The 25,868-nt window shown below is 65.0% G+C and carries 23 protein-coding genes; 14 read left to right on the top strand and 9 right to left on the bottom strand.

The genetic code is table 11. The features are described from left to right. The 4 genes from SMA01S_RS21345 to SMA01S_RS21360 all read right to left on the bottom strand — a co-directional run. Positions 1–1,134: AMP-binding protein (locus SMA01S_RS21345; RefSeq protein WP_157094079.1), on the bottom strand; the 1,134-nt coding region annotated here is incomplete at its 3' end. A gap of 1 nt (position 1,135) precedes the next feature. Beyond that, entirely contained in the window at positions 1,136–3,151 is a 2,016-nt protein-coding gene (locus tag SMA01S_RS21350) for a TonB-dependent receptor plug domain-containing protein (RefSeq protein ID WP_066827120.1), read from the bottom strand. 63 nt (positions 3,152–3,214) lie between these two features. Continuing rightward, a complete protein-coding gene (locus tag SMA01S_RS21355; RefSeq protein ID WP_066827125.1) occupies positions 3,215–4,600 on the bottom strand; it encodes a porin in 1,386 nt (461 codons plus the stop codon). Between the two features lie 107 nt (positions 4,601–4,707). Then, positions 4,708–5,667 (bottom strand): PQQ-dependent catabolism-associated beta-propeller protein, encoded by a 960-nt coding sequence (locus tag SMA01S_RS21360; RefSeq protein WP_066827126.1) that lies wholly within the window; start codon positions 5,665–5,667, stop codon positions 4,708–4,710. Positions 5,668–5,782: 115 nt separating this feature from the next. Between SMA01S_RS21360 and pedF the strand changes: the two genes are divergently transcribed. From pedF to SMA01S_RS21380, 4 genes are all read left to right on the top strand, one after another. Next, complete coding sequence (gene pedF, locus SMA01S_RS21365; protein WP_066827127.1) at positions 5,783–6,226, top strand: cytochrome c-550 PedF; 444 nt, start codon at positions 5,783–5,785, stop codon at positions 6,224–6,226. Next, a complete protein-coding gene (locus SMA01S_RS21370) occupies positions 6,223–7,086 on the top strand; it encodes a substrate-binding periplasmic protein (RefSeq protein WP_066827128.1) in 864 nt (287 codons plus the stop codon). Before pedF ends, SMA01S_RS21370 begins: the two co-directional genes overlap by 4 nt. 160 nt (positions 7,087–7,246) lie before the next feature. Then, positions 7,247–8,998, top strand: a complete 1,752-nt coding sequence (locus SMA01S_RS21375; protein WP_157094080.1) for a methanol/ethanol family PQQ-dependent dehydrogenase — start codon at positions 7,247–7,249, stop codon at positions 8,996–8,998. Between the two features lie 101 nt (positions 8,999–9,099). Beyond that, positions 9,100–9,747 carry a response regulator gene (locus tag SMA01S_RS21380; RefSeq protein ID WP_066827130.1) on the top strand — a complete coding sequence of 216 codons (648 nt, stop codon included), beginning with the start codon at positions 9,100–9,102 and terminating at the stop codon, positions 9,745–9,747. A gap of 58 nt (positions 9,748–9,805) precedes the next feature. Here the strand turns inward: SMA01S_RS21380 and SMA01S_RS21385 are convergent, their stop codons facing one another. The 4 genes from SMA01S_RS21385 to adh all read right to left on the bottom strand — a co-directional run bounded on the left by SMA01S_RS21385 (position 9,806) and on the right by adh (position 15,295). Continuing rightward, positions 9,806–12,061: a hybrid sensor histidine kinase/response regulator gene (locus tag SMA01S_RS21385; RefSeq protein ID WP_066827131.1), complete on the bottom strand. Its 2,256-nt coding sequence runs from the start codon at positions 12,059–12,061 to the stop codon at positions 9,806–9,808. Then, positions 12,061–13,224: an FIST N-terminal domain-containing protein gene (locus SMA01S_RS21390; RefSeq protein ID WP_169804286.1), complete on the bottom strand. Its 1,164-nt coding sequence runs from the start codon at positions 13,222–13,224 to the stop codon at positions 12,061–12,063. The genes SMA01S_RS21385 and SMA01S_RS21390 overlap by 1 nt, the downstream gene beginning before the upstream one ends. A 49-nt stretch (positions 13,225–13,273) precedes the next feature. Then, positions 13,274–13,666 carry a DUF779 domain-containing protein gene (locus SMA01S_RS21395; protein ID WP_066827132.1) on the bottom strand — a complete coding sequence of 131 codons (393 nt, stop codon included), beginning with the start codon at positions 13,664–13,666 and terminating at the stop codon, positions 13,274–13,276. A 108-nt stretch (positions 13,667–13,774) separates the two neighbouring features. Then, complete coding sequence (gene adh, locus SMA01S_RS21400) at positions 13,775–15,295, bottom strand: aldehyde dehydrogenase (protein ID WP_066827135.1); 1,521 nt, start codon at positions 15,293–15,295, stop codon at positions 13,775–13,777. 185 nt (positions 15,296–15,480) lie between these two features. Between adh and SMA01S_RS21405 the strand changes: the two genes are divergently transcribed. From SMA01S_RS21405 to SMA01S_RS21430, 6 genes are all read left to right on the top strand, one after another. After that, entirely contained in the window at positions 15,481–15,951 is a 471-nt protein-coding gene (locus SMA01S_RS21405; RefSeq protein ID WP_066827140.1) for a pseudoazurin, read from the top strand. A 116-nt stretch (positions 15,952–16,067) separates the two neighbouring features. Beyond that, entirely contained in the window at positions 16,068–16,850 is a 783-nt protein-coding gene (locus tag SMA01S_RS21410) for a universal stress protein (protein WP_169804287.1), read from the top strand. A 16-nt stretch (positions 16,851–16,866) separates the two neighbouring features. Continuing rightward, a complete protein-coding gene (locus tag SMA01S_RS21415; protein WP_066827144.1) occupies positions 16,867–17,535 on the top strand; it encodes an NAD(P)H-dependent oxidoreductase in 669 nt (222 codons plus the stop codon). A gap of 39 nt (positions 17,536–17,574) precedes the next feature. Then, on the top strand, positions 17,575–18,900 hold the full coding sequence (locus tag SMA01S_RS21420; RefSeq protein ID WP_245649375.1) for an NRAMP family divalent metal transporter: 1,326 nt from the start codon (positions 17,575–17,577) through the stop codon (positions 18,898–18,900). Positions 18,901–19,383: 483 nt separating this feature from the next. After that, positions 19,384–20,727 carry an oxygen-independent coproporphyrinogen III oxidase gene (hemN, locus tag SMA01S_RS21425; protein ID WP_066827159.1) on the top strand — a complete coding sequence of 448 codons (1,344 nt, stop codon included), beginning with the start codon at positions 19,384–19,386 and terminating at the stop codon, positions 20,725–20,727. A gap of 73 nt (positions 20,728–20,800) precedes the next feature. Continuing rightward, complete coding sequence (locus SMA01S_RS21430) at positions 20,801–21,613, top strand: universal stress protein (RefSeq protein WP_066827146.1); 813 nt, start codon at positions 20,801–20,803, stop codon at positions 21,611–21,613. 52 nt (positions 21,614–21,665) lie between these two features. Here the strand turns inward: SMA01S_RS21430 and SMA01S_RS21435 are convergent, their stop codons facing one another. Further along, positions 21,666–22,313: an OmpW/AlkL family protein gene (locus SMA01S_RS21435; RefSeq protein WP_174543179.1), complete on the bottom strand. Its 648-nt coding sequence runs from the start codon at positions 22,311–22,313 to the stop codon at positions 21,666–21,668. A gap of 128 nt (positions 22,314–22,441) precedes the next feature. Between SMA01S_RS21435 and SMA01S_RS21440 the strand changes: the two genes are divergently transcribed. Genes SMA01S_RS21440 through SMA01S_RS21455 form a run of 4 tightly spaced genes read left to right on the top strand, consistent with a single transcriptional unit; the run spans position 22,442 to position 25,758 of the window. Next, on the top strand, positions 22,442–23,968 hold the full coding sequence (locus SMA01S_RS21440; protein WP_066827148.1) for a PAS domain-containing sensor histidine kinase: 1,527 nt from the start codon (positions 22,442–22,444) through the stop codon (positions 23,966–23,968). Then, positions 23,961–24,575 (top strand): response regulator transcription factor, encoded by a 615-nt coding sequence (locus SMA01S_RS21445; RefSeq protein ID WP_066827149.1) that lies wholly within the window; start codon positions 23,961–23,963, stop codon positions 24,573–24,575. The genes SMA01S_RS21440 and SMA01S_RS21445 overlap by 8 nt, the downstream gene beginning before the upstream one ends. Positions 24,576–24,629: 54 nt before the next feature. Further along, entirely contained in the window at positions 24,630–25,022 is a 393-nt protein-coding gene (locus SMA01S_RS21450; RefSeq protein WP_066827154.1) for a response regulator, read from the top strand. A gap of 4 nt (positions 25,023–25,026) precedes the next feature. Further along, positions 25,027–25,758, top strand: coding sequence for a Crp/Fnr family transcriptional regulator (locus SMA01S_RS21455; protein WP_066827155.1), 732 nt, complete (start codon positions 25,027–25,029; stop codon positions 25,756–25,758). Positions 25,759–25,868 lie beyond the last annotated feature (110 nt).

The following is a 25,868-nucleotide window of genomic DNA, read 5'->3' on the forward strand; positions in this document are numbered from 1 at the left end:
CAGCCGCAGCGATTTGCGGCTGGTGCGCGCGACATGCTCGTCGCCTTCACGCATCAGCGACCGCAGCACGGTCGGCGCGGTGAACAATGTCGCGACCTTATGACGGTCGACAACGTCCCAGATCCGGCTCGGGCTCGGCCAGTTGGGAACGCCTTCGTACATCAATGTGGTCGCGCCGTTCGCCAGCGGCCCGTAGACGATATAGCTATGCCCGGTGACCCATCCGACATCGGCGGCGCACCAGAACACCTCGCCATCGCGATAATCGAAACACTGGTCATGGGTCAGGCTGGCCCAGAGCAGATAGCCGCCCGAACTGTGGACCACGCCCTTGGGTTTTCCCGTGGAGCCCGACGTGTAGAGGATGAACAGCGGATCCTCTGCATGCATCCTTTCGGGCTCACACGCCGCGGGCGCCGCGGCGATCGCTTCGTCATACCAAAGGTCGCGGCCTGGCTGCATCGCGACCTGTCCGCCGGTAGCGCGGACCACGACGATCTTCTCGAGACTAGGCGCATGCGTCGCCGCCAGATCGGCATTGGCCTTGAGCGGTACTTTCTTGCCGCCGCGCCGGCCTTCGTCGGCAGTGATCAGGATGGTGGAATCGCAATCGACGATGCGGCCAGCCAGGGCCTCGGGTGAAAAGCCGCCAAACACGATCGAATGGATTGCCCCGATCCGCGCGCAGGCCAGCATCGCCACCGCGGCCTCGGGAATCATCGGCAGGTAGATGGTGATCCGGCTGCCGCGATGCGCGCCGAGCTCCTTGAGCACATTGGCAAAGCGGCAGACCTCGGCATGAAGCTCGGCATAGCTGATCGCACGCGAGGGCTCGGCGGGGTCGTCCGGCTCCCACAGGATCGCGGTCTGCTCTCCCCGGGTCGCGAGGTGGCGGTCGAGGCAATTGGCCGCGACGTTGAGCACACCGTCGGCGAACCAGCGGACCTGGAAATCCTCTTCGTTGAAATCACTCTGATCGGCGACGGTCGGCGCATGAATCCAGTCGAGCCGGCGCGCCTGGGCAAGCCAATAGTCTGCCGGCTGTTCCAGCGCCTGCGCGGCGGCCGCGTCGTAATCGGCGCGCTGTATCTTCGCCTCGTCCGCCCAGCGGGGAAGCGCCACGATCTCGTCCATCCTATCCTCCAAAGCGGACGCCGATCCACAGCGTCCTTGGCGTACCGAGGTCAATCGACCCGGCCTGGTTGCGGGTCAGGACAGTGGCGTCGAGCACATTCTCTGCTCGTACCACCGCGCTGAAGCCGCGCGCGATCGGCATCTTGCCGAACAGGTCGACCGTGGTCGCCGCGGGCAGCTTGCCGGTCTGCAGATCGTCCTCATACTGGTCACCGACATAGCGCAGCGTCGCCGACAGCATCGGGCCGGCCTTGGGCGCCCAGGCGATCGTGCCGCTCGCCGCATGGCGCGGGCTCTGCGCGGGTACGAGGCCATCGAGCTTGCTGCCGGGCGCGTGGACCTTGCTGTCCGAATAGGCATAGCTGGCCGACACCATCATGGCGCCTCGCCGCCACACCACGCTTGCCTCCACGCCCGTGGCCGCGATCGACTCGACATTCTGGCGCCGGCGCAAATTCGTGCCGATCGTCACGTTGGCGATCGCATCGGCGAGCTTGTTGTAGAAGACGGTGCCGGACAGCGTCAGACCGGCCCCCGGGGTAACGTCGACCCCGGCCTCCACGCCACGGAGCCGCTCGGGCTTGAGATTGGCGTTGGCCTGCGTCGTCACCGGAAAGACGGTGAACGGCCGATAGAGTTCGTTGAGCGTCGGCAAGCGGAAACCGGTATAGGCGGCCGCACGCAACGCGACCGCCTTTACCGGTCGATAGAGCAGCCCGCCGCGCCCGGTGAACTCGGTTCCGCTGCGGTTGGGAAAGGCGAGGTTGCTGGTCGACACGCCCGCGCCGTTGCGCTCGTGGAAGAAGCCGTCGGTTAGCGTCCAGCGATCGATGCGCGCACCGCCGGTCACGACCAGCTTGCCCAGGGTCCAGTCGTCCTCGACGAACAGGCCGGTGACGCTCGAATTGCCGCCGGCATTGCGCCGCGCGGTAACCGCGCCCGAGGCGGCATAGGCATCCTCGAACAACTCGCCGTCGGCCAGCCGGAAATCGCCGCCGATCCGCAATACGTTGTCGGGTCCGACCGGCGGCCGCACCTCGATCTTGCCGCCGATGCCGGTCGCCGGCGTGTTGCGCTGGTTGAGCGTCAGCTTGAACGACGTCGCGCTGATCACCTTGTTGGTGAAGTTGCGCGCCTGGACATAGGCGAGCGCATCGACCTGCCAGCTGCCGCGATGGACCAGTCGGACGCTGGCATCCTCCCCTTCGGACGAGGAATCGGCGCCGCGGAAGCGCAGGGTGCGGTTGTCACCGAACAGCAGCCCGTGGAATTGCAGTTCGGTATTGGCATTGATCGATGCAACGGCGCGTGCGGAGGCGGACCAGTCGCGATAGCGCGCCGGCACGGTTGCCGAGACGCGCTGGCTGTCGGGCGTGGTCTGGAATCCGTCGCCGCGCTCGAACTTGCCCGACACGGTGGCGAAACCGCCGCCGAGGTCCGGGGTCAGGCTGGCGGAGAAACTCTGCGCGTCGCGGCTGCCGTAGAGCGCTTCGGCGTCGAACAACGGCAGGTCGCGTCGCCCGGCACTCACCAGTTCGATCGTTCCGGCAACCGCGCCGGCGCCGAACGGGCCCGAGCCGCCGCCGCGCGTGACACGGACGCCGGCCAGGCGATCGGGCACCAGGGCATTGAACGGCAGATAGCCGAAGAACGGGTCCGCGATCGGCACGCCGTCGAGCAGCACGAGCGTGCGGCTCGACGCATTGCCGCCGAGCCCCCGCAGGGTCGCGCCTTGCGCGGAAGGATTGGCCGATCGGCTGTCCGATCGGCGGAATTGCTGAAAGCCGGCAACATCGGCCAGCACGTCCTCGACACGGCCCGACGCATCGTTGGTCAGCCGGTCGCGATTGATCTCGGTGGTGCCATAAGCCGGAGTGCCGGGCGGCAGGTCGAGGCCGCCGCCGAGCACCACGATGTCGTCGTCGCGGTCAGGCGAGGGCGGGGCTTCCTGCCCCTGGGCAGCGAACGGCCAGGCGATCGAAGCAAGCAGGACGAGACGCGCGGTGCGGGCGGACATCGACAATACCTTCGTAACGGGCGGCGCCGGGAGCCGTGGCTCCCGACGCCGCGCTTGGCAAGCTCAGAAGAACAGGATGGCGCCGGCCGCGAGCGCGTTGGACGATGCCTCGTTGATGCCCTGTGCTTCGGCCTTGGTGTGGACGTACTCGCCCAGCAGGGTGACCCAGGAGGTCAGGCCGTAACGCGCCTGGCCGACCCAGCTCGAATTGCGGCGAAGGAGCGTCGGATTGATTTCGCCGGGCGCGAGGTCGAGCTGGCTCTGGCCGTAGCTGCCGCCGAGCGTGAACTTGCCGATTGTGTAGGTGGCCTGGGCGTAGAAGCCGTCGCTGTCCCGCTTGCGGCCGTTGGCGGCTGTCGACAGGATGAACAGGCCGGTCGTTCCGACGCCGCTGCCCTTGTAGTAATAGCCCAGCGCGCTGAAGCCAGCGACGCTCAGCTTGGCGCCGACATCGAAGGCGTTGCCGGTGTAGCTCGGGAAACCGCCCACGCCGTCATGTTTCTGGGTGATGCCCGACGCCCACAAATGGCCGGCCAGATCGCCAGCCTTGAAATCATAGACCAATTTGGCCTGGAATCCGGGCGTGCCGTTGATCTCGCCCGAGCCGATCGTCGTGAGTGGTTGGAACACGCCGACCGAGGCCTGGAAGCCGCCGAACTTCGGGGTGGTATAAGTGATCTGCGGCTGGAAGTCGGTGTAGATATAGCCGATGCCGATGCGGCCCAGCGTCGTGTTGGACGGCGCGGCATTGCCTGCCGGCGTTCCGCTCGACAGCAAGGTGATGTCGTTGAGGATGGCTTCCGATCCGAACAGTCCGATATCGCGGCCGATCTTGAACTCGCCGATATTGGGCTTGCCGAAGGTCAAATAGGTCTGGCGGAAATCGATCCCGCTGGTCCCCAGCGCGGTGGGATTGCCACCCGAATTGGCGCCGCCGACGCCGGTCACGCTGTTGATGCCCGGATATAGGCCGAAATGCGCGCCGATATCCCAACCGGCCTGCTTGGTCGTCACGTCGACCTTGAGGAAGCCCGGCAACAGGCCGTTGCGCACCGACGAACTGTTATTTCCGACCGTCGCCAGGCCTCCCGCCACGGCGGTGTTGGCGGTCGACTTGTCGCCGCTGTCATGGACGTAGAAGCCGTTGACCGAACCGGAGAATTTGAGCGTGACGCCGGCCATTTCGAACCCGACGCCGCTGTCGCTCATCCGCACGATCTTCTTGTCGTCGAGCGCGGCGGCGGCAGCCTGTGGCGCGGGCTGGGCCGGGGCGGCCTGCGCCTGGTCGCGCGCCATCAGCTGTTGATATTCCTCATCCGACAGGATGCCCTTTTCCTTGAGCTTGAGCAGCAAGTCGGCATTGGCGCTTTGCGCGAGTGCAGGCGTCGCTCCCAAGATCAAGCACGCAGCCGCGGTCGCGGCGGCGAGCCGTATGGCCCGTCCCTTCATCGAAATCCTCCCTCTGTGTCAGCGGCACTGTGTGGCGCCGTCGATCATGAGGGTGGCGAGATCGTTGTCGGTGCGAAATTGAACTTTAGGTCCGTCGGGGTGGCGGGTCAGTCCGCGATGACCACGCCCCAAGGAGCCTTGTCCACCGCAATTGTGGCGACGACCTTGCGCGTGGCGAGGTCGATCACCGAGACGTCGTTGGTCAGGCCGTTCGCGGTGAATGCCCGCCGACCGTCGGCACCGATCGCCAGGTGCCAGACGCGGCCACCGACCGGCACATAGCCCGTCACCTTGCGCGAGGCGACATCGACGAACGCCACAGTATTGCCGCGTCCCAACGCCACCAGCGCGGTCTTGCCATCGGGGGTGAAATTCACCCCCACCGGCATCACGCTGCTGGCCAGAACGCCGGGGGGCGCAAAGGTGATGCGGTCGATCGTCTTGCGGCTGGCGACGTCGATCACCGAGATGTCGCCGCCGATTTCGGCCGACACCCACAATTGTTTCCCGTCGGCGGTGAACTCGGCGTGGCGCGGCCGCGCACCGACCGCCGTGACCGCGACGTCACTGCGGGTGGCGAGATCGATCCAGTGAATCGAATTGTCGGTCTCCGACGTGGAGATGACGGTGGTGCCGTCGGGGCTCGTCGCCATTCCCTCCGGCTCGACGCCGACGACGAGTTGAAAGGCCACGGATTTGCTCGGCACATCTATTGCGGTGACCGCTGCGTCACGTTCATTGGCCGCGAACAGCGTCCGCCCGTCGATCGACAGCGCGAATTGTTCGGGATCTTCGCCTGAGGGCAAGTCGGCGATCACCTTACCGCTTGCCCTGTCGATTACCTGGACGGCATTGGCATCGCTCGCGCAAACGTAGAGATACTTTCCGTCGCGCGACAACAGCAGTCCGCGGGGACGCTTGCCGACAGGCCAGGTCGCCGCGACCTTGAGTGTCGCGCCGTCGATCACGGAGATCGTCCCTGCCTTTTCGTTGGTGACGTAGATCGTCTCCGCCTGTGCCGTCGCCGGCAACAGCGAAAAAGCGAGAAGGAGCGAAAGCCTGTGCATGGCACCATGGTATTACGTCCGGGCCGGGCGCGCTTCTCTACCAAAGTACAATATAAGCGGGACGCAGGTCCGATAGTGTGTCGCGGGCCGGAATACCGGTCTGTGGAGAGGCGCAATGAACAAGGTTTTCAATCGCGTGGCGCTGGGCGTCTCGTTCGCGTTATTGGCGGGCGCGACGGCTACCCAGGTTATGGGGCACGGCCCGGTCACGCCGCAGCCGGTCGACACCAGCAAGCTGCCCGACATCAAGCCGGACAATGACACCTGGCTGACGCACAATCCGTATCGCGGCAATGCCGACGCCATCAAGATCGGCGAGTTCGCTTACGGTCAGAATTGCGCGCGCTGCCACGGCCTCGAAGCGATCAGCGGCGGCATCGCGCCCGACCTGCGCTATCTCGAGCTGGGCGATACCGGCGACGAATGGTTCGTCCAGCGCTACCATCACGGGTCGGCGCGCGACGGCAAGGTCTACATGCCGCCGATGGGCGAGATACTGGGGCAAAAGGCCGGCTGGGCGATCCGCGCCTGGCTCGAGACGAAGCACACCGACGAGTGAGCGCGATCCTGTCCCGCCGCGGCGCGCTGGCCGCGATCGGCGGCGCGCTGGCCGGCGCCGTGATCGGCGTACCGGGTGCCTGGGCAAGTCCGCTCGACAAGGTGAAGGCCAAGGGGATCCTGACGGTTGCGGTCTATAAGGACTACGAACCCTGGTCGTGGATGGCGGAAGGCCGCCTGGTCGGAATCGACGTCGACATCGCGGATCTGCTTGCGCAATCGATCGGCGTTCGCGCCGACGTCCGCCAGTTCCTGGCCGGCGACGACCTTGCCGACGACCTGCGCAACATGGTGTGGAAGGGGACGGTCGTCGGCGCGCCGCCATGCGACCTGATGATGCACGTGCCCGTCGACCGCCAGTTGCAGATCGACAATGACCGCGCGGTGATCGCCGGTCCCTATTATCGCGAAAATTTCGGCATGGCGTGCAATCGCGAGACGACCGATTGCGAAGTGCCGCCGCCGCAGCTCAAGGGCAAGCGCCTGGTGGTGGAGACCGCCAGTATCCCCGACATGTATCTGTCGGGGGCATTCGGTGGCTCGCTGCGCGGCGACGTGCGTCACGTCTACACCGGCGCCGACGCGGTCGCCGCGGTGGCCTCGGGCGATGCGGACGCGACGGTCGCGACTCGCGCGCAGATCGAGCACGGCATGACGCCCGGCGGTCGCGTGATCGAGCGAAAGGGGATGGTCCCGCTGATCTTCAACCCCGGCTGGAACGTCGGCTTCGCGGTCCGGGACGACAGTCGCGACCTTGCGGATGAGCTCGAAAAGCAGATGGCCGCGATCATCGGCGACGGAAGAATGAAGGCGATTTTCGCACGCTATGGGGTGGTGCACCGCGATCCGATCCTGAGCTGAGCACCTGCTTGGGAGATTCACGTAGTCCCTAGGTCCAATTGCTCAGGATACACCCGCAAATAAGCATCGTCCCCGACCGATCTGGATCGGTAGACAAATGAGGGGAAGGATAATGAAGAGGCTCCACCGGCTGATAGCGACTAGCGCGCTGGCTGGCTTGATGATTTCCGGTTCGACGGGGGCGGCACGCGCGGCCGATGGTCCCGGGGACCCCTCGAAGGCTCCGGCTCCGGTTCCGGCTCAGGCTGCCGGGCCGACCGACGACGACTTGATGGCGTCGGCGACCAACACCAGTTCGGTGCTGACCTATGGCATGGGACCCCGCGCGCAACGGTTCAGCCCGCTCACCACGATCAACGCTGACAATGTCGCGAAGATGGTCCCGGCCTTCGCCTCCTCGCTCGGCGGCGAGAAACAGCGCGGGCAGGAATCGCAGCCGATCGTCTATGACGGCGTGATCTACGTGACCGGCTCCTATTCGCGGCTGTTCGCGTTCGATGCGCGCAGCGGCGAAAAGCTGTGGGAATATGACGCCCGTCTGCCCGACGGCATCATGCCGTGCTGCGACGTCGTCAATCGCGGCGCCGCCATCTATGGCGACAAGATCATCTTCGGCACGCTCGACGCGCATCTGGTCGCGCTCAACCGCAAGACCGGCAAGGTGATCTGGAACAAGACGCTCGCCGATTATTCGGCCGGCTACAGCTTCACCGCCGCGCCGATGATCGTGAAGGGCAAGGTGATCTACGGCAATTCGGGTGGCGAATTCGGCATCATCGGCAAGGTAGAGGCGCGCGACGTCAACACCGGCGAGCTGGTGTGGTCGCGGCCGACGGTCGAAGGCAATATGGGGATGCTCAACGGCAAGGAGAGCACCATGACCGGCAAGCTCAATGCGAGCTGGCCGGGCGACATGTACAAGAATGGCGGCGGCGCCACCTGGCTGGGCGGGACCTATGACCCCGACACCAACTCGCTGTTCTTCGGCACCGGCAACCCGGGCCCGTGGAACAGCAACCTGCGCCCCGGCGACAACCTCTACACCTCGTCAGTGCTGGCGATCGATCCCGATACGGGCGAGATCAAGTGGCATTACCAGTACACGCCGCATGACGGCTGGGACTTTGACGGCGTCAACGAATTCATCCCGTTCGACGCGACGATCAACGGCAAGCCGATGAAGCTGGGCGCGCAGGCCAACCGCAACGGCTTCTTCTTCGTGCTGGACCGCACCAACGGCAAGTTCATCTCGGCGACGCCGTTCGTGTCTAAGATCACTTGGGCGACCGGTTACGACAAGAAGGGCCGGCCGATGTTCGACCCGAACAACCGACCGGGACCGCCGACCGGCGAGAAGGGCAATACGGTCTTTTCGGCACCGAGCTTCCTGGGCGGCAAGAATTGGATGCCGATGGCGTTCAGCCAGCAGACCGGCATGTTCTACGTCCCCTCCAACGAATGGGGCATGGACATCTGGAACGAGCCGATCACCTACAAGAAAGGCGCGGCCTATCTCGGCGCCGGCTTCACCATCAAGCCGCTCTACGAAGACCATATCGGCGTGCTGCGCGCGATCGATCCGACCACCGGCAAGATCAAATGGGAGTATAAGAACAAGGCCCCGCTCTGGGGCGGCGTTCTGACCACCGCCGGCAACCTGGTCTTCACCGGCACGCCGGAGGGCTATCTGAAGGCATTCGACGCCAAGACCGGCAAGGAGCTGTGGAAGTTCAACACCGGGTCGGGTGTCGTCGGATCCCCGGTCACCTGGGAACAGGACGGCGAGCAATATGTCGCGGTCATGTCCGGCTGGGGCGGCGCGGTGCCGCTTTGGGGCGGCGAGGTCGCCAAGGCGGTCAAGGAAATCAGCCAGGGCGGGTCGCTCTGGGTATTCAAGCTGCCGAGGCAGTGACGGTAACTGGATCCCTGGGGACGGCGCTACCAAGCGCCGTCCCGGCTTCTCCGGTCTCGCCGGCTGCGGTACGCTATGCCAGCCAGGGAGGGCAGGGGTACGTGGAACGGGTCCTGATCGCAGACGATCATCCGATGGTCCGCGATGGACTGCGAACCGTCATCGCCGTCGCCTTCGACCAATGCGAATTGTTCGAGGCCTCATCGATCGAGGAGGCGACCGCGATCGTCGAGCGTGAAGGCGATTTCGACCTGGTGATGCTCGATCTCAATATGCCCGGCACGACGGGATTTTCGGGCTTGGTCGCGATGCGCGACCGCTTCCCCTCTCTGCCGATCGTGATCGTCTCGGCCGCGCAGGAGCGGGGCCTGGCGCGATCGGCGATCGCCGCCGGCGCTGCCGGCTTCATCCCCAAGTCGCTCAGGCGCAGCGCGATCGTCGATGCGCTGAAGACGATCCTGTCGGGCGACATCTTCGTGCCCGAGGTGGAGGAAGGCGACGAAGCCGCGGACGCCGAAACCGCCGATATCCTGGCCAGGATCGCCAGCCTCACCCCGCAGCAGAAGGTGGTCCTGCGGCTGGTCGTCGAAGGCAAGCTCAACAAGCAGATCGCCTATGAACTCGACGTGTCGATGACCACGGTCAAGGCGCATGTCTCCGCCATCCTGAGCAAGCTGCACGTGTTCAGCCGCACCCAGGCGGTGATCCTGGTGAGCAAGGTCAATTTCGCCGGCGACGGCCGCGCTTAAGGCTGTAGCCCCTTTGCGTGCGCGCTGATTTCGTCAGCGCCGGACCGATCTCGATTGTTCAGCCGGTCGCGAGCCGGGTCAGCAAGGCGCGCAATTGCGCGGGCTTGACCGGTTTGGTCAGCAAATGCAGCCCCCGCGCCGACAGCGCCTCACGAAGCTCGGGCGTGCGGTCGGCGGTGATGACGACCGCGGGCACCTCGGCGCCGCAATGCGCGCGCGCATTCGCGATCGCCGCATCACCCGTAGCACCGTTGTCGAGATGATAATCTGCGACGATCACGTCAGGGCGGTCCCGGCCGAGCGCCGACATCGCCGACGCGGCGTCGGTCGCCGATCTTACCTCGCAGCCCCACCCTTCGAGCATGGCTTCCATCCCGTCGAGGATCGACTGGTCATTGTCGATCACCAGGATTCTGCGTCCGGCGAGCTGGCCGCGCCGAATGGGTGTGGCAGGCTGTGGCCGCGCATCGCGCGCGGTTGCCAGCGGCACGGTCACCCCGAAACGCGATCCTTCGCCCGGTGTCGAGTCGAGCGAGACGCGATGGTCGAGCATTCGGCTGGCGCGCTGGACGATCGCCAGTCCCAGGCCGATGCCGCGATCGCGCCCGATCTCGCCGACACGCTGGAATTCCTCGAAGATGCGCTGATGGTCGGTTGCGGCGATGCCGATGCCGGTATCGGCGACCTGGATCGTGAGGTCCTGGCCCGACGCGACACAGGTGACGTCCACTCCACCTTCGGCGGTATAGCGCAACGCGTTGGAGATCAGGTTCTGCAGCATCCGGCGCAGTAACCTCGAGTCCGACCGCACCCAATGGCCGCTCGGTTCGATCCTCAAACTCAGCCCGCGCGCCCGCGCCACCGGCGCGAATTCGGCGCGCATGCTTTCGAGCAGTTCGTCGAGCGCGAGGTCGACGGGTTCCGCCACGATCGATCCGGCGTCGAGTCGCGAAATCTCGAGCAAGGCCTCGAGCAGATCCTCGACCGAATCGAGCGCCGAGCCGGTCTGGCGCACCAATGCCCGGGTCGGCAGCGCCAGCCGGCGATCGCCGAGAGCGGCGACGAACAACCGTGCGGCATTGAGCGGCTGCAACAGATCGTGGCTCGCCGCTGCCAGGAAGCGCGTCTTGGACAGGTTCGCTTCCTCCGCGGCGGTCTTCGCCGACCGCATCGCGGCTTCGGCCGCCTCGCGTTCGGCGACTTCGCGCTGCAGCCGGGCATTGACAGCGGCGATATCGGCGGTGCGCTGGAGCACCCGCCGTTCGAGCGATTCATTGGCTTCGCGGAGAACTTCCGCCGCGCGCAGGCGCTCGGTGATATCCTCGAAGCTCATCACCATGCCGCCGCCCGACATCGATGATCGCCGCACCTCGATCGTCCGTCCGTCGGCGTGCCGGCGTTGCGCGACGACATCGGCCGAGCCGGGCGGCAGCCAATCGAGCGGCCGATCGGCCTGCATCGGCCCGTTGACGCGCTCGCAGGCGGCGACGAGCCCGTCATGAGTCGTCACCAGCGGCATGCCATCGTCGGGCAGGCCGATCGTCGCCAGCAAGGGCCCGTTCCAGGCGATCAACCTGCGGTCGGCGTCGTAGACGCACACGCCCAGGCGGATATTGTCGAGCGTCGCTTGCAGGATGGCGGTCTTTTCGGCGAGTTCGAGCGTGCGTTCCCGCGCATCGTCCGCCTTGACCTGGGTGATATCGGTATAGACCCCGACGATGCCGCCCTCGCTCGTGCGCAGTTCGTTGATCTGAATCCAGCGTCCGTCGGCCAGCGCATGGACATGGCCGCCCTCGGCCACGCGGTGCTGGGCGACGCGTTCGGATACCCAGCGATCGGGAGCGACGAGTGCGCCCAGCGTGGTGCCGTCCTGGCCGATCAGGCGCGCAATCTCGTCGAACCCCATGCCGGGCACGATACGGTCGGCAATGTTCGGCCAAAGTCCGAGATACGTCCGGTTGCACAAGACCAGCCGGTCGTCGGCGTCGAAGATCGCGAACCCCTCGTTGATACTCTCGATGGCATCGCGCAACCGCCGCTGGGCATCGTCGGCCGCTTCCTTGGCTGTCGCCAGCGCGGCATTGCTGCTGGCCAGCGCATCCAGCGCCCGCTCGAGATCAAGCGTGCGCTCGCGGACCTTACCCTCCAGGCTGATCGCGGTTTCGAACAGCGAGAAGGCGTTGCCCTGAAGGTCGGTGGAGCGTTCGACACGGTCCATCAACGCGGCGTTGATCCGCTTGAGCTTGGCTATGTCGGCTTCGAGCGCAGCGATGCGCTCGGCGTCGGTCAGCGGCTGCAATGCGCGGGTCGCCATCAGCGGCCGCCCCCGATCGCTAGACCGCTGAACGTCTGATTGACGTGGAGCGCGTGATATTGCTCGCCATAGGTGTTGAACCCGGTGACCCGATTGTCGACCATCAGGCTGGACACCTCGCGAGTCAGCTGGCGCTGCTCGATCTCGACTTTGTTGAGCACGCAATCGAACCCAATGATGCGGTCGATCCCGCCGACGGATCGATCGAGATCGTCGAACAGGTTGGACAGCCCGCCGACGATATCGCCAGCCTCTCCCAGGGTCAGCACGACGCCTTCGTCGATCGCGCAATAAAAGGTCAGGCTGTCGTCGGGATTGGCGGTCTGGATCGACCGGACATAATATTCGCCGCCGGCACGGACCATCGGTGGATGCGCCGCGAAGACGTTCGATCCCAATTGATCGACGGTCACGCCCGTCAGCCTGGCATATTCCTGTGCCGCCGGTTCGGCATTGATCTCGGTCACCACGCGTCCCACCGGATCCGCTCCGGTGATGACCATCTTGGTGGTGCCGGGGCGGTAATGCTGCGCGCGGAACACCTTCAGCGGCCGCGACGAGGACAGGATGGCGACAAGGGCCGCGTCGCGTCGGAACTGTCCGCTTTCGAAGATGAAGGTTTCCTTGAACGCCAGGCCGTCGCCGGATGACCCGCCGATCAGGGGTATCTTGCCCAGCGCGTCCTGAACCGTGACGGTCAGCATCTCCTCGCGGTGCGACAAGCCGTCGACCAGGAAGATCGCCGCATGATCGACGGTCGGTCCCAAGGAATGCGACGCCGCCACCGCCGAGCCGACCAGTTCGCGAACGACACCTTGTGCCGCGCCTTCCTCGAAAGCGTCGAGATCATCGAACCGCGCCGCGGTCAGCGTGAAATGGCTCGCGGGGAAACCGATTGCCGTAATGGTGCCTTCAGCAGTGCCCTCGGTCGTTATCTCTCCCGACGAGGTGCAGCCAATTACCGTGAGACCATCGGAGCACGCATTGATCTCGGCGGCGAGCTCGACGAGCGGGTAGCGGCTCGAACAGAATAGCAGCACACCGGCGAGGCTTGGCGGGTCGAGCGCGCGGAACAATTGCTGCGCAGCATCGCGCGGGTGATCGGCACTGGTCCACGCAACGCGGACTGGATCGTCGCAAGGCGGAGCGGGTCGCGGAGCCATCGACTCCATGATGTCATGCCCCGGTCGCGCCGTCACCGTCATTCGCGCGTCAACTGTCTCCGCGCGGCGGCTCACCCGCTGCCGCGAGCGCATCGGCTTCCTCATCGGTGAAGATGCGGCTGCGGATGACGAAGCGTACGCCCTCCGGGCCTTCGAGCGAGAAACCGGCACCCCGGCCCGGAACCACATCGATCGTCACCTGCGTATGGCGCCAATAGTCGAACTGCGCGGCGCCGATCCAGACCGGGACATTTCCCGCGACCTGGCCGAGCAGCACGTCTTGCGTACCCACCCGGAATTCGCCGGCCGGATAGCACATCGGCGCGGACCCGTCGCAGCATCCGCCCGATTGATGGAACATCAATGGCCCGTGCTTGTCCCTCAGCGCGCCGATCATCGCGACCGCGGCGTCGGTGGCGAGAATGCGAGGGGGAGGGGCCATCGTTGCTCCTTGGGCGGCGAAAAGGGCGGCAGGCTGCGAGGCCCGCCGCCGGAGTCCGGACGCGATCGGAGAGTGGATTGATCGCGTCCGGGAAAGATCGCCGCCGGCTCAGAAGAAGCCCAGCGCCTTCGGCGAATAGCTCACCAGAAGGTTCTTGGTCTGCTGATAATGGTCGAGCATCATCTTGTGCGTCTCGCGCCCGATGCCCGACTGCTTGTACCCGCCGAACGCCGCGTGCGCTGGGTAAGCGTGGTAGCAATTGGTCCACACCCGGCCCGCCTGGATACCGCGGCCCATCCGGTAGGCGCGGGTGCCATCGCGAGTCCACACGCCGGCGCCCAGGCCATAGAGCGTGTCATTGGCCATCGCGAGCGCGTCGGCATCGTCCTTGAAGGTCGTGACAGCGACGACCGGACCGAAAATCTCCTCCTGGAACACGCGCATCTTATTGTGGCCCTGGAGGATCGTCGGCTCGACATAGTAGCCAGCCTCCAGCTCGCCGCCGAGGGCCGACCGGTTGCCGCCGGTCAGCACCTTGGCGCCTTCACCTCGACCGATGTCGATATAGGACAGGATCTTTTCGAGCTGATCGTTCGACGCCTGCGCGCCGATCATGGTCGTCATGTCGAGCGGCGAGCCCTGCTTGATCGCCTTCACGCGCGCCACCGCCTTTTCCATGAACCGGTCGTAGATCGATTCGTGGATCAGCGCCCGGCTCGGGCAGGTGCAGACCTCGCCCTGATTGAGCGCGAACATCGCGAACCCTTCGAGCGCCTTGTCGAGATAATCGTCATCCTCCGCCATCACATCGGCGAAGAAGATGTTGGGCGACTTGCCGCCAAGTTCGAGCGTGACCGGGATCAGATTCTCGGTCGCATATTGCATGATCAGACGGCCGGTCGTGGTTTCGCCGGTGAACGCGATCTTGGCGATGCGCTTGTTCTGCGCGAGCGGCTTGCCCGCTTCGATGCCGAAGCCGTTGACGACGTTGAGCACGCCCGGCGGCAACAGGTCGCCGATCACGTCCATCAGCACCATGATCGACATCGGAGTCTGTTCGGCGGGTTTCAGCACCACGCAATTGCCCGCGGCGAGCGCCGGGGCCAGCTTCCACGTCGCCATGAGCAGCGGGAAGTTCCAGGGGATGATTTGCCCCACCACGCCCAGCGGCTCGTGATAATGGTACGCGATCGTGTCGTGATCGATCTCCGCGATCGACCCTTCCTGCGCGCGCAGGCAACCGGCGAAATAGCGGAAATGATCGATCGCCAGCGGCAAATCGGCGGCGGTCGTTTCGCGGATCGGCTTGCCGTTATCGATCGTCTCGACCAGCGCGAGCAGCGACAGTTTCTCTTCCATGCGATCGGCGATCTTGAGCAGCACGCCGGCGCGCTCGGCCGGGCTGGTCTGGCCCCATTTTTCCTTGGCCTTGTGCGCCGCGTCGAGCGCGAGTTCGATATCCTCGGCGGTGCCTCGGGCGACCGAGCAGACGGTCTTGCCGGTCACCGGTGACGGGTTGTCGAAATACTGCCCCTTGACCGGCGCGACCCACTCGCCGCCAATGAAATTATCGTAGCGCGAGCGCAGGGCGATCTGGCCCTTCAACTCGTCGAGTGCCTGCTGCAACATCGCATCTCTCCTTGGCCTAATTTGGCCCGTCATGCATGGCGGGCACATCTCCAGGTCGTATTCTGACCTTTCCGGCGGCCCGCGCCATTGGACCAAGGACCAATTGTTCGCGGCAACGGCCACGGCATGTTTGGGGCCGGATTGGCGGCCGCGAAGCCGCCCGTGAAAAATATTGGGAGAAGGACATGAGGATCATCCTGGCTGCATGCGCCGCCACGCTGGCAACCGCGGCGATCGGCATCGCGTTCGCGCCCGCTCCGGCGGCACCGGCGCCGGCCGGACGCATCATCACGGTGCATATGAAGGACATGGGTGCGGAGGGCGCGATGGTCTTCGAGCCCGGATTCGTGAAGGCGAATGTCGGCGACACGATCCGCTTCGTGCCGCAGAACGCGATGCACAATGCGGAGACGATCGCGTCGATTCTACCGGCCGGGGTCGCGCCGAGTGTCGGCGCGATGGGCAAGCAGTTCGATCTGAAGCTGACCGCCCCGGGCCTCTACGGCATCAAGTGCAAGCCACATTTCGCCATGGGCATGGTTGCCCTGATCCAGGCCGGTAAAGGGCCGTCGCCGAACCTGGCTGCGGCCAAGGCCGTTTCGCTACCGCCCTTCGCGAAAAAGCGCATGGCTGCCTATCTGGCCAAGGCGAGCTGACCGAGCCGCCAAACGCCTCTATCGGGGATAACCCGTATATCCGGCGCACCTGCACGGCCAATAAAACATGACTGATCCTGGGCCGCGTCGGCGAGGCCCACATGCGGGAGAAAGTCATGCGCGACGTGCTGGTACTGATCCATGACGATGTCGGACAGCAGTCTCGGCTGCAGGCGGCATTCGACCTCGTTCGGGCGAGCCAGGGAAAGCTACTTTGTGTGGATCTGGCCGAGCCGGATGCCAAAGGGGCGAGAGCCACGCGCGGCGGTTCGCTGGTGATGGAAGCTGAAGTCGCGCCGCTTGCCACGGTCCGCGACCAGATCGAGGCGAGCGGGCTCTCGGCCCAGTGGATCGAGCGCCGTGACGCCATGCTCCCGGCATTATCCGAAACCGCGGCCCTGGCCGATCTGATCGTGATGAGCGCGCCGCGCGCGGATCTCTTTCCTCCGACCTACGCGGCGATCAGCGAGCTGTTGGTCACCGCAGACACGCCGATCGTAGCGGTGCCGCCGGAGTCGCCCGGCATATGCCTGAACGGCGAGGTCCTGATCTGCTGGGACGGATCGCGCGAGGCACATCACGCCATGGTGTCGGCAATCCCGCTCTTGCGACGCGCGTCGACCGTCACGATCGTCGAGATCGACGACGGGTCGCTAAAGCTTCCTGCTAGCCAGGCGCAAACTCTGCTCGCACAACGCAATATCGCCTCGCACGTACGCTCGGACCTCGCGTTCGGCGAGAAGGCCGCTTTCGTCATTCTCGAGCAGATCGATCTGCTCAAGGCCGATTACGTGGTGATGGGCGGGTTCGGTCATTCTCGCCTGGTCGAAAACATTTTCGGCGGCGTGACCGAACGGCTCCTGCACGAGAGCCCCGTGCCGTTGTTTCTCAAACACTGACGCCAGGAGACAGGTCATGGCGATCGCCCCCATCCGACACCTGGTGGTGCTTGCACATCCGCGTCGCGGGAGCTTCAACCACCAGATCGCACAGACCTATTGCGACACCGTCGAGGCATGCGGCCAAAGGCCGTTCCTGCGCGACCTCTATCTGAACCGCTTCGACCCGGTGCTCGAATATCTCGGCGAAGCGCCCGAGCTGGAGGTCGTCTATGACCTTACCGAAATCCGGCGTTGTGAGGTCGTGGTCTTCGTCTACCCGATCTGGTTCGGGGGGCCGCCGGCGATGATCAAGGGCTATGTCGATCGCGTTCTCGGCGCCGGATTCAAACCGAGCCACGACCATGCCCAGGCCCATAATCCCTTTCTCAAGGGACGTCACATGATCAGCTTCTCGACCTCGGCATCGACGGAGGCCTGGCTTGGCGAGCAGGGTCTGTTGACGTCGCTCCGCGAAGGCTTCGACCGGTATCTCGGCACGATCTTCCAACTCGGCGCGACCGAGCACGTGCATATCGATGCGGTCGTCGAGGGGCTGAGCCAACAATATGCCGCCGAGCAGCTCGAGCGAGTCCGCGAGGCGGCGCGCAACATGTGCGCGACCGTGCTCGACGTGGCGCGCCGCGCGGAGATGGCGCGGCTTGCCGGGGGGGAGACCGGGCAGGATGCCGCGCCCGCAGCCTGATCGCTGGCGTCGGGTATCGGGCGGCACGGGGCATCGGCTGTGCGGCCGGTGGTAGCGCCGTCGCCGCAACCGGTTGTGCCGGCCGTGCCGCCGGCCAGTGACCGAACGACATTGCTCGACCGGCTGAAACGGCATCCGCTCGCCCAGCTTGGGCCGGGATTGATCACGGGCGTCGCGGACGACGACCCCAGCGGGGTCGCCACCTATTCGCAGGCTGGCGCAGCTTATGGTCTCGGCATGCTGTGGACGATGCCGGTGGCGTTTCCCCTGATGTCGGCGATCCAGATTCTTGCCGCCCGGCTCGGGCGCGTGACCGGGAAGGGGCTGGCCGCCAATATGCGGCTGGCCTTTCCCGGCTGGATCGTCACGACCCTGGTGATCTTGTTGCTCGTCGCCAATACGCTCAACATCGCGGCGGACATTGCTGCGATGGGCGAAACCGCCGAGCTGGTCGGCGGCGTCAGCCGTCGCGTGATGATCGCGCTGTTCGTCGCGGTGACCCTAATCCTTCAGATCTTCGTACCTTATCATCGCTACGTCCTGTTCCTGAAGTGGCTGACGCTGTCACTGCTGGCTTATGCGGCGGTGCTTTTCGCGGTGCATGTGCCGTGGGGGGAGACGCTGCGGCAGACGGTCTTTCCGCACTTTCGCCTCGACGGCGCGGCAGCGACGATGATCGTCGCCATCTTCGGCACCACGATCAGCCCCTATCTTCTGTTCTGGCAGGCGTCCGAAGAGATCGAGGATCTGCGCGGCGCGCCGCCGCTGCGTGAAGACCCGAGCGCCGCAAAGGCAGAGTTGAGCCGGATCGGCTGGGATACGTGGAGCGGCATGCTCTATTCCAATCTCGCTTCCTATTTCATCATCCTGGCTACGGGCGTGACGCTGCATGCCGCGGGGATCACGCAGATCGACACCGCAGCCGAGGCCGCCGCGGCGCTTCGACCACTCGCCGGTGCCGGGGCGTCGACCGTCTTTGCCGCCGGCATTCTCGGCGTCGGTTTTATCGGCGTGCCCGTATTGGCGGGCTCGGCCGGCTACGCCCTCTGCGAGGCAATGGGGTGGAAGTGGGGGCTCGATCGTAACGCGAACGATGCGCGTGCCTTCTACACGATCATCGCCGTCAGCGTTCTTCTCGCGCTGGTGCTGCAATTCCTGCCGATCAGCCCGATGCGCGCCTTGTTCTGGAGTGCCGTCATCAACGGCGTGGTGGCGATCCCGTTGATCATTGTGCTGATGATCCTGGCCTCGCGAGCTGGCGTGATGGGTGCGTTCACCGCTCCTCGGCCCTTGATCTGGCTGGCCGGGGCCGCTGCCGGATTGATGGGAATCGCGGCGGTCGTGATGGTCGCGGGCTTTTTCTAGGCTCAGGAAAGCGAAATAGGGCACGCTGCAAGCGAACCTCCGCGCGTGCCTACGTATGATCCCCGATAGTCCGGGGAGGGAGGCGCACCCTATCGCGACATCGCTCGACGAGGAGAGAAGACCGATGGAGCGAGTCGCACCGGAAACGCCGCCAAGTGACGCCGCCGAAGAGCTTTGGCCCAGTGGCCAAGCGCTTTGGCTGCAACCCGTGCAATGGTGGACGGCGTGGTGGAATGCTTGGCTTGCCGCAAGCATGCCGCACCACCGGAGGCATTCGCCCGCGACGGACCACGGCATTGTCGTACCGGACCCCATCGCGCGCGCCGAGGAACAGGATTTGTTCGCGTGAAGCCCTGCAGAACGAATCCGGTCATGACGGCGCAGGTCGGCATGCCGCCCACAATGGCGTTCGAACCCGCGTCGCCGTTGCTGAGCACCTCTTGATCGCCGCCGAGGAACCAACCGGCAGCCAAGGAAGTTTTGATGGCCGTCTTTCACGCCGATCTCGCCGCTCGCTCGGTGCCGCGATACACGAGTTATCCCACCGCCGCCGAGTTCACCGAAACGGTGGGCGCCGCCGAGCATCGGGCAGCGCTGGATGCATTACGGCCGAACGACCGGATCTCGCTGTACCTGCACATTCCCTATTGCCATGAAATCTGCTGGTATTGCGGCTGCAATACCGGCCCGGTCGGTCGTGCGTCGCGCCTGGACATCTATGTCGACGCACTGGTCGCGGAAATCGGCGTGGTTGCGGATCGCGCCCGGGGCAGGGTCAGCCATGTCCATTTCGGTGGCGGCAGTCCCAATGCCTTGTCGCCCGATCAATTCGAGCGCGTTGTCGCCGCGGTCCGGGCTGGCTTTCGGTTCACGCCGGATGCCGAATGGGCGGCCGAGCTTGATCCCCGGCATCTCGATGCCGATTTCTGCCGGATGCTCGCGGGAAACGGCGTGTCGCGGGTCAGCCTCGGGGCGCAAACCTTCGACCTCGGCATTCAGGCGAAGATAAACCGGTTGCAGCCGTTTCGCATGGTTGCGCGTTGCGTCGAGGACCTGCGGCGCGCCGGCATAGCGCACGTCAACCTAGACCTGATGTACGGGTTGCCTGGCCAGACGCTGGACACGATCGCGCGGACGGTCAGACAGGCTCGCGATCTGGCGCCCGATCGGGTGGCGATGTTCGGCTATGCCCATTTGCCGCGGATGCTGCCGCGCCAGCGGATGATCGAGGACAGCCAATTGCCCGATGCCGAAGCGCGTTTCTGGCAGAGCATCCTGGCGCGCGACCTGTGGCTGGAAGAAGGCCTTCGGCCGATCGGTTTCGACCATTATGCGCGACCGGACGACACGCTCGCGCTCGCCGCGGCGAACGGAAAATTGCGGCGCAATTTCCAGGGGTTCACCGACGACGATGCCGACGCGGTGATTGGCCTAGGCGCGTCCTCGATCAGCCTGTTTCCAGGGCTGATCACCCAGACCGAAAAGCATGTCGGACGATACCGGATGAAAGTCCAGAACGGTTGTCTCGGCACGACCAGGGGAATCCGGCGCTCGGTCGACGATCAACGGCGGGGAGCGGTGATCGAGCGGCTGTTGTGCGATGGCCGCGTCGATCTGGTCGAGCTCGGTTGGCCCCCCGCCGTTGCGGCGCAAGTCATGGCCGACGTCGCACCGAAGCTGGCGCCAATGCTGGAGCGGGGGCTGATCCGCCGTCATGGCACAGAGCTGATCATCCTGCCGAATGGCGAGCCCTATGCGCGGCTCGCCGCGGCCGCGTTCGATACGTTCAGGGCGGCGGCAGGCGACCGCTTCAGCAAGGCGGTTTGATTACGTAGCTATCCCGATATTGCGGCCGCGCAGCCCGGCATAGCGTGCTTTCATCCCGACGATGGAGGCGGTCATGAAGAACATCCTGGTCCTGGCGCATGACGATTGCGGGCAGGAGGCACGGTTGCAGGTCGCGATAGATATTACGCGGGCGATCGGTGGGCATTTGACCTGCCTCGATGTCGCGATGACCTCGCTGGTGGGCGCCGACTTCACTGGCACCTTTGCCGGCACCGCGATAATGACCGAGGAGCGGCAGGCCGAGGCCGCCAATCGCGCTGCGTTGAAAGCGCGGCTCGGCAGGGAAGACATTTCCCACACGATGATCGACGCCGTTGGCGACGCCGCGACGTGTCTACGCGGCGCGGCAAAACTCGCCGACCTGGTGGTGGTCAATCGCGGGTTGGACGACAAGTCGGCCTATCCCAATATGTTCGATCTCGCCGGCGACCTGGTCCTTGAGGGCCGCACACCGGTCTTCGCGGTACCCGAAAAGGCGCGGTCGATCGATCTTCAGGGACGAGCGGTGGTTGCCTGGGACGGATCGAACCATGCCGCGGCCGCGCTGCGTGCGGCGGTGCCGTTGCTCAAGCTCGCGCGCTCGGTCACCCTATTCTATGCCGAGGACGGGTCGCTTGGGTTGCCGCTCGAGGAAGCCGCCGCCTATCTCTCGCGGCACGACATCCACGCGATAATCCGCCGCGAGAAATGCCTGATGGACCGGCCGGGCTCGGTGATCATGGCCGAAGCGATGATCGAGCATGCCGCTTATGTGGTGATGGGCGCGTTCAGTCGGTCGCGCTTCCTGGAAGCGGCGTTCGGCGGTGCCACCCAGCGGATGCTGAGCGAAAGCCCGGTGCCCATCTTCATCGTTCACCAAGGATGACCGTGACATAGAAAAGGGGGCGATACCTATCGCCCCCTGTTTTGACGTCCGCTCAGAACCGGAACCCGATCCCCATGCCGGCGACGATCGGGTCGATCTTGACGCGCGCGGTGCGGAGGGTGGCGCCGCTGGTCAGGCGGGCAGTGGTCTTCATGTCGATATATTTGACGTCGAAATTCACGAACACCTTCTCGCTCACCGGAATGTCGACGCCGGCCTGCAGCGCGTAGCCGAAACTGTCGTCGAGCTTGACCTTGGTCGCGCCCAGCGCAGTGTTAAGCGAGGGCGTCGCCTTCGCCGAATAGAAGACCGAATAGTTGACCCCCGCGCCCAGATAGGGGCGCACCTTGCCTTCCGGCGCGAAGTGATATTGCAGCGTCAGAGTCGGCGGCAGCACCCAGGTGTTGGCGACATCCCCCAGGCCCGAGATCGTTCCGCGACCCGACACGCTGTGCTTGGTCGTCGCCAGAATCAGTTCCGCGCCGATATGATCGGTCGCCATATAGGTGAAGTCGACTTCGGGCATGACGCTGTCGCCGACTCCGACTTTGCTTCCGGGGATGCCGGAAACCTCGCCGGAGCGTTCGTTGGGCGCGACCACGATCGCGCGGGCGCGGACCAGCACGTCCCCTTCCTTGGCGAAAGCCGGGGTCGCGAGTATCGCGGCGCCCACCCCGGCGAGTAGCATCAACTTCGTCATACACACCTCCTGTTGAGGTTGTGTCGCTAGGGACGAACGTGTGCGGACACTTTGATCGCGCGCAACAAAGTCGGCTAAGTAAATCCCCGGATGGACGCCCACCGCAGGATTGAGGGTACGAGAACGACATGGATTTCATCGACCCCAATCTGCCTGCGGCGTCGCTCGACGCGGAACTCGCTATGTTCGTGGATAGCGCCAGCGACCGCGCGTTATTCCTGACCTCTCCCGACGGCGTGATCGCGAGCTGGAACCGCGGTGCCGAGCTGCTGACAGGGTGGCGGGCGGCAGAAGCGAAGGGGCGGTCGGTGGCGCTGCTCTACACGCCGCAGGACGTGACGGCCGGCGGCCCGATGACCGATCGCGCCGCCGCGGCGGCATCCTCCGCGCCGATGCGCAAGGAGGCCTGGCGCATCCGGAAGGACGGCTCCGAATTCCTTGCCGACGTCACGATCTTCGCGTTGCGCAACTCGGATGGATCGATCCGGGGTTTCGGCCAGAGTGTCTATGACATCACCGCGCGCAAGGCGGTCGAGCAGGGTCTCGCGCAACGCGAGCTGCATGTGCGCTCGATCCTGGCGACGGTGCCGAACGCGATGATCGTGATCGACGAAAAGGGCGTGATGGTATCGTTCAGCGCCGCCGCGGAGCGGCTGTTCGGCTATACCGAGGCCGAAGTCGTCGGCCGTAACGTCAGCATGCTGATGCCCAATCCCGATCATGACCGGCACGACGACTACATCTCGCACTACATGAAGACCGGCGAGCGCCGCATCATCGGGATCGGCCGGATCGTCGTCGGGCAACGCAAGGACGGCACCTCGTTCCCGATGGAATTGTCGGTCGGCGAGGCCAATGCCGACGGCCATCGTATCTTCACCGGATTCATCCGGGATCTCACCGCCGAGCAGCAGGCGGAGCTGAGGCTGAAGGAACTGCAGTCGGAGCTGATTCACGTGTCGCGGGTCAGCGCGATGGGGACGATGGCGTCGACTTTGGCGCACGAGCTCAACCAGCCGCTGACCGCGATCGCCAATTATATGGAGGCGGCGCGCGACCTGCTCGATCGGCGCGACGCGACCAACGAGGTCTTCATCAAGGAAGCGGTGGAGGAGGGGGCCAAGGAGGCACTCCGCGCCGGCCAGATCGTGCGGCGCCTGCGCGATTTCGTGGCGCGCGGCGAAGTCGCGCAGCATGTCGAGAATTTGCCCGCAATGATCGAGGACGCCAGCCGACTGGCCCTGGCGGGTGCGCGCGAACGCGGCGTCCGCGCCTTCTTCAAGCTTGATCCCAAAGCCAGCGAAGCCTTTGTCGATCGCGTCCAGATCCAGCAGGTATTGGTCAATCTGATCCGCAACGGTGTCGACGCGATCGCCGACCGCAAAGTTCGCGACATCACGGTGTCCACCACCTGCGAACCGAATGGTATGATCCGCGTGTCGGTCGCCGACACCGGCGCGGGGCTCGACCCCGCGCTCGTGCCCCAATTGTTCCAGGCGTTCGCAAGCACTAAGGAAGGTGGAATGGGGTTGGGCCTGTCGATTTGCCGGACGATCGTCGAAGCGCATGGCGGACGCATTTGGGCAGAGGACAATGTCGGCGGGGGCACTATATTCCACTTCACCATCCAGAGTGGGGAGCCGGACGATGAGTGAAAGGCGATTGGTTCATATCGTCGATGACGAAGATGCGATCCGGCGGTCGGCGAGCTTCATGCTGCGCACGACCGGCTTCGATACGCGCACCTATCAGTCGGGTATCGAATTCCTGAAGGATGCCAAGCACGCCGACCCGGGCTGCGTACTGCTTGACGTCCGCATGCCCGGCATGGACGGACTGGAAGTGCAGCGTGAGCTGAACGATCGCGGCATCGCGCTCCCGGTGATCGTGCTCACCGGCCATGGCGACATCTCCATTGCGGTGCAGGCGATGAAAGCGGGCGCGGTCGATTTTCTCGAAAAGCCGTTCGAGAAAGGGCAATTGATGATCGCGCTCGACGCGGGGTTCGCCAGGCTGGAGCGGCGCGAGGAGGCGGCAACTACCGCGCACGAGGCCGAAGTCCGCATCGCCGCGCTGACCGCGCGCGAGCAGGAGGTGCTGCAGGGGCTCGCGCGTGGGTTCCCCAATAAGACGATCGCCTATGATCTGGGGATTTCGCCGCGCACGGTAGAGGTGCATCGCGCCAACCTGATGACCAAGCTGGAGGTGCGCAGCCTCTCGGAGGCGCTGCGCATCGCGTTCGCGGCGGGCTTGGAGAGCTGACCTGCGGATCATTACGTAACGACGGCTCTCGACGACAATGCGACGGATACGGCCATGAACAATGGCCTATCCCCCCATCCGGACCAAGCGGTCGACGTGCAGCGAGTCGTCCTGTTGATCGAAGACGACGAAGCCGTGCGGCGATCGCTGCAGATGCTGCTCCACTGGCGCGGCTATGACGTACGCTCGTTCGCGGGTGCCGCTCCGGTGCTCGAGGGGCATACGATGGACGACGCCGACATATTGATCGCCGATTACCGGCTTCCGGACGGTGACGGCGTCAGCGTGTTGCGCGCGCTTCGTCGGGCGGATTGGAAAGGCAAGGCGATCCTGATCACCGCCTTTCCCTCGCCGACGCTGGAGGAAGCTGCACGCGCCGCGGGGTTCGACGCCGTGCTCGAAAAGCCGCTGCGCCAGCACGAACTCATCGGCGCTCTGGCGGGCTGACCTGATGTCGGTCGTTGCCCTGGCCTGGCCCGAGCCCGGCAGCCGTGCGGCTCCGGCGCCTGAATCGCGTTGCGTGCAATGCCTCGGCCGACAGCAGTCGATCTGCGCCGACCTTCCGCCAGAGGTCTTGTACGAGATGGAGCGCATCGGCCGCGTGCGCCGGTTGCGCCGCGGCGAGGTATTGTCGTGGGAAGGCGACGAAATCTACGATGTCGGCAATGTACGCGACGGCGCACTCAAACTCACCGCTTCGCTGCGCGACGGCCGCGAACAGATACTTGGCGTCGCCTGGCCCGGTTCCTTTGTCGGTGAATTGTTCGCCGATGAATGGACTTACCGAGCCACCGCACTGACGGCGACGACTGTCTGCGTGTTCCGGCGCACGGACCTGAATATGCTGGCGGCCAGCCAAGCCGCCGTTGCGACCTCTTTGCTGCGGCGCCTCTCGACCGACCTCGACGCCGCGCGTCGATCCATCCTCTTCCTCGGCCGCAAGACCGCCGAAGAACGTGTCGCGTCGCTGCTGGTCGACATGCGTCGATCAACGCCATGCGATGTGACCGGGGCAACCCCCATGTCCCTCAACCGCCAGCAAATGGCGGATCTGCTCGGCCTGACAATCGAAACCGTCAGCCGGAAAATCCGCCGGTTCGAGCGTATGGGCGTCATCGAGCTGATCCATACACGGCTGTTCCGCGTTCGCGATGAAGTGAGCCTTTCTCGCCTCGCCGGCTGACGCTGCGCTGGCGAGATGTCGGGGAATGTAGGGAAATCTACGCATAGGCGGCCTCGCGTCGATCGCGCATCGGTGCGTCATGGAGAGGCTGCCGATGCGTTATCAGGACA

The organism is Sphingomonas mali NBRC 15500 (assembly GCF_001598415.1).
In the GTDB taxonomy this organism is placed as follows: Bacteria; Pseudomonadota; Alphaproteobacteria; order Sphingomonadales; family Sphingomonadaceae; genus Sphingomonas; species Sphingomonas mali.

Bases quoted from the DNA above. Each gene is read 5' to 3' on its own strand.
- SMA01S_RS21355 (WP_066827125.1), bottom strand. From the start codon at position 4,600: ATGAAGGGACGGGCCATACGGCTCGCCGCCGCGACCGCGGCTGCGTGC.
- pedF (WP_066827127.1), top strand. From the start codon at position 5,783: ATGAACAAGGTTTTCAATCGCGTGGCGCTGGGCGTCTCGTTCGCGTTA.
- SMA01S_RS21395 (WP_066827132.1), bottom strand. From the start codon at position 13,666: ATGGCCCCTCCCCCTCGCATTCTCGCCACCGACGCCGCGGTCGCGATG.
- hemN (WP_066827159.1), top strand. From the start codon at position 19,384: ATGGCCGTCTTTCACGCCGATCTCGCCGCTCGCTCGGTGCCGCGATAC.
- SMA01S_RS21390 (WP_169804286.1), bottom strand. From the start codon at position 13,224: ATGGCTCCGCGACCCGCTCCGCCTTGCGACGATCCAGTCCGCGTTGCG.
- SMA01S_RS21350 (WP_066827120.1), bottom strand. From the start codon at position 3,151: ATGTCCGCCCGCACCGCGCGTCTCGTCCTGCTTGCTTCGATCGCCTGG.
- SMA01S_RS21405 (WP_066827140.1), top strand. From the start codon at position 15,481: ATGAGGATCATCCTGGCTGCATGCGCCGCCACGCTGGCAACCGCGGCG.
- SMA01S_RS21410 (WP_169804287.1), top strand. From the start codon at position 16,068: ATGCGCGACGTGCTGGTACTGATCCATGACGATGTCGGACAGCAGTCT.
- SMA01S_RS21360 (WP_066827126.1), bottom strand. From the start codon at position 5,667: ATGCACAGGCTTTCGCTCCTTCTCGCTTTTTCGCTGTTGCCGGCGACG.
- SMA01S_RS21415 (WP_066827144.1), top strand. From the start codon at position 16,867: ATGGCGATCGCCCCCATCCGACACCTGGTGGTGCTTGCACATCCGCGT.
- SMA01S_RS21445 (WP_066827149.1), top strand. From the start codon at position 23,961: ATGAGTGAAAGGCGATTGGTTCATATCGTCGATGACGAAGATGCGATC.
- SMA01S_RS21450 (WP_066827154.1), top strand. From the start codon at position 24,630: ATGAACAATGGCCTATCCCCCCATCCGGACCAAGCGGTCGACGTGCAG.
- SMA01S_RS21430 (WP_066827146.1), top strand. From the start codon at position 20,801: ATGAAGAACATCCTGGTCCTGGCGCATGACGATTGCGGGCAGGAGGCA.
- SMA01S_RS21385 (WP_066827131.1), bottom strand. From the start codon at position 12,061: ATGGCGACCCGCGCATTGCAGCCGCTGACCGACGCCGAGCGCATCGCT.
- adh (WP_066827135.1), bottom strand. From the start codon at position 15,295: ATGTTGCAGCAGGCACTCGACGAGTTGAAGGGCCAGATCGCCCTGCGC.
- SMA01S_RS21435 (WP_174543179.1), bottom strand. From the start codon at position 22,313: ATGACGAAGTTGATGCTACTCGCCGGGGTGGGCGCCGCGATACTCGCG.
- SMA01S_RS21375 (WP_157094080.1), top strand. From the start codon at position 7,247: ATGATTTCCGGTTCGACGGGGGCGGCACGCGCGGCCGATGGTCCCGGG.
- SMA01S_RS21440 (WP_066827148.1), top strand. From the start codon at position 22,442: ATGGATTTCATCGACCCCAATCTGCCTGCGGCGTCGCTCGACGCGGAA.
- SMA01S_RS21455 (WP_066827155.1), top strand. From the start codon at position 25,027: ATGTCGGTCGTTGCCCTGGCCTGGCCCGAGCCCGGCAGCCGTGCGGCT.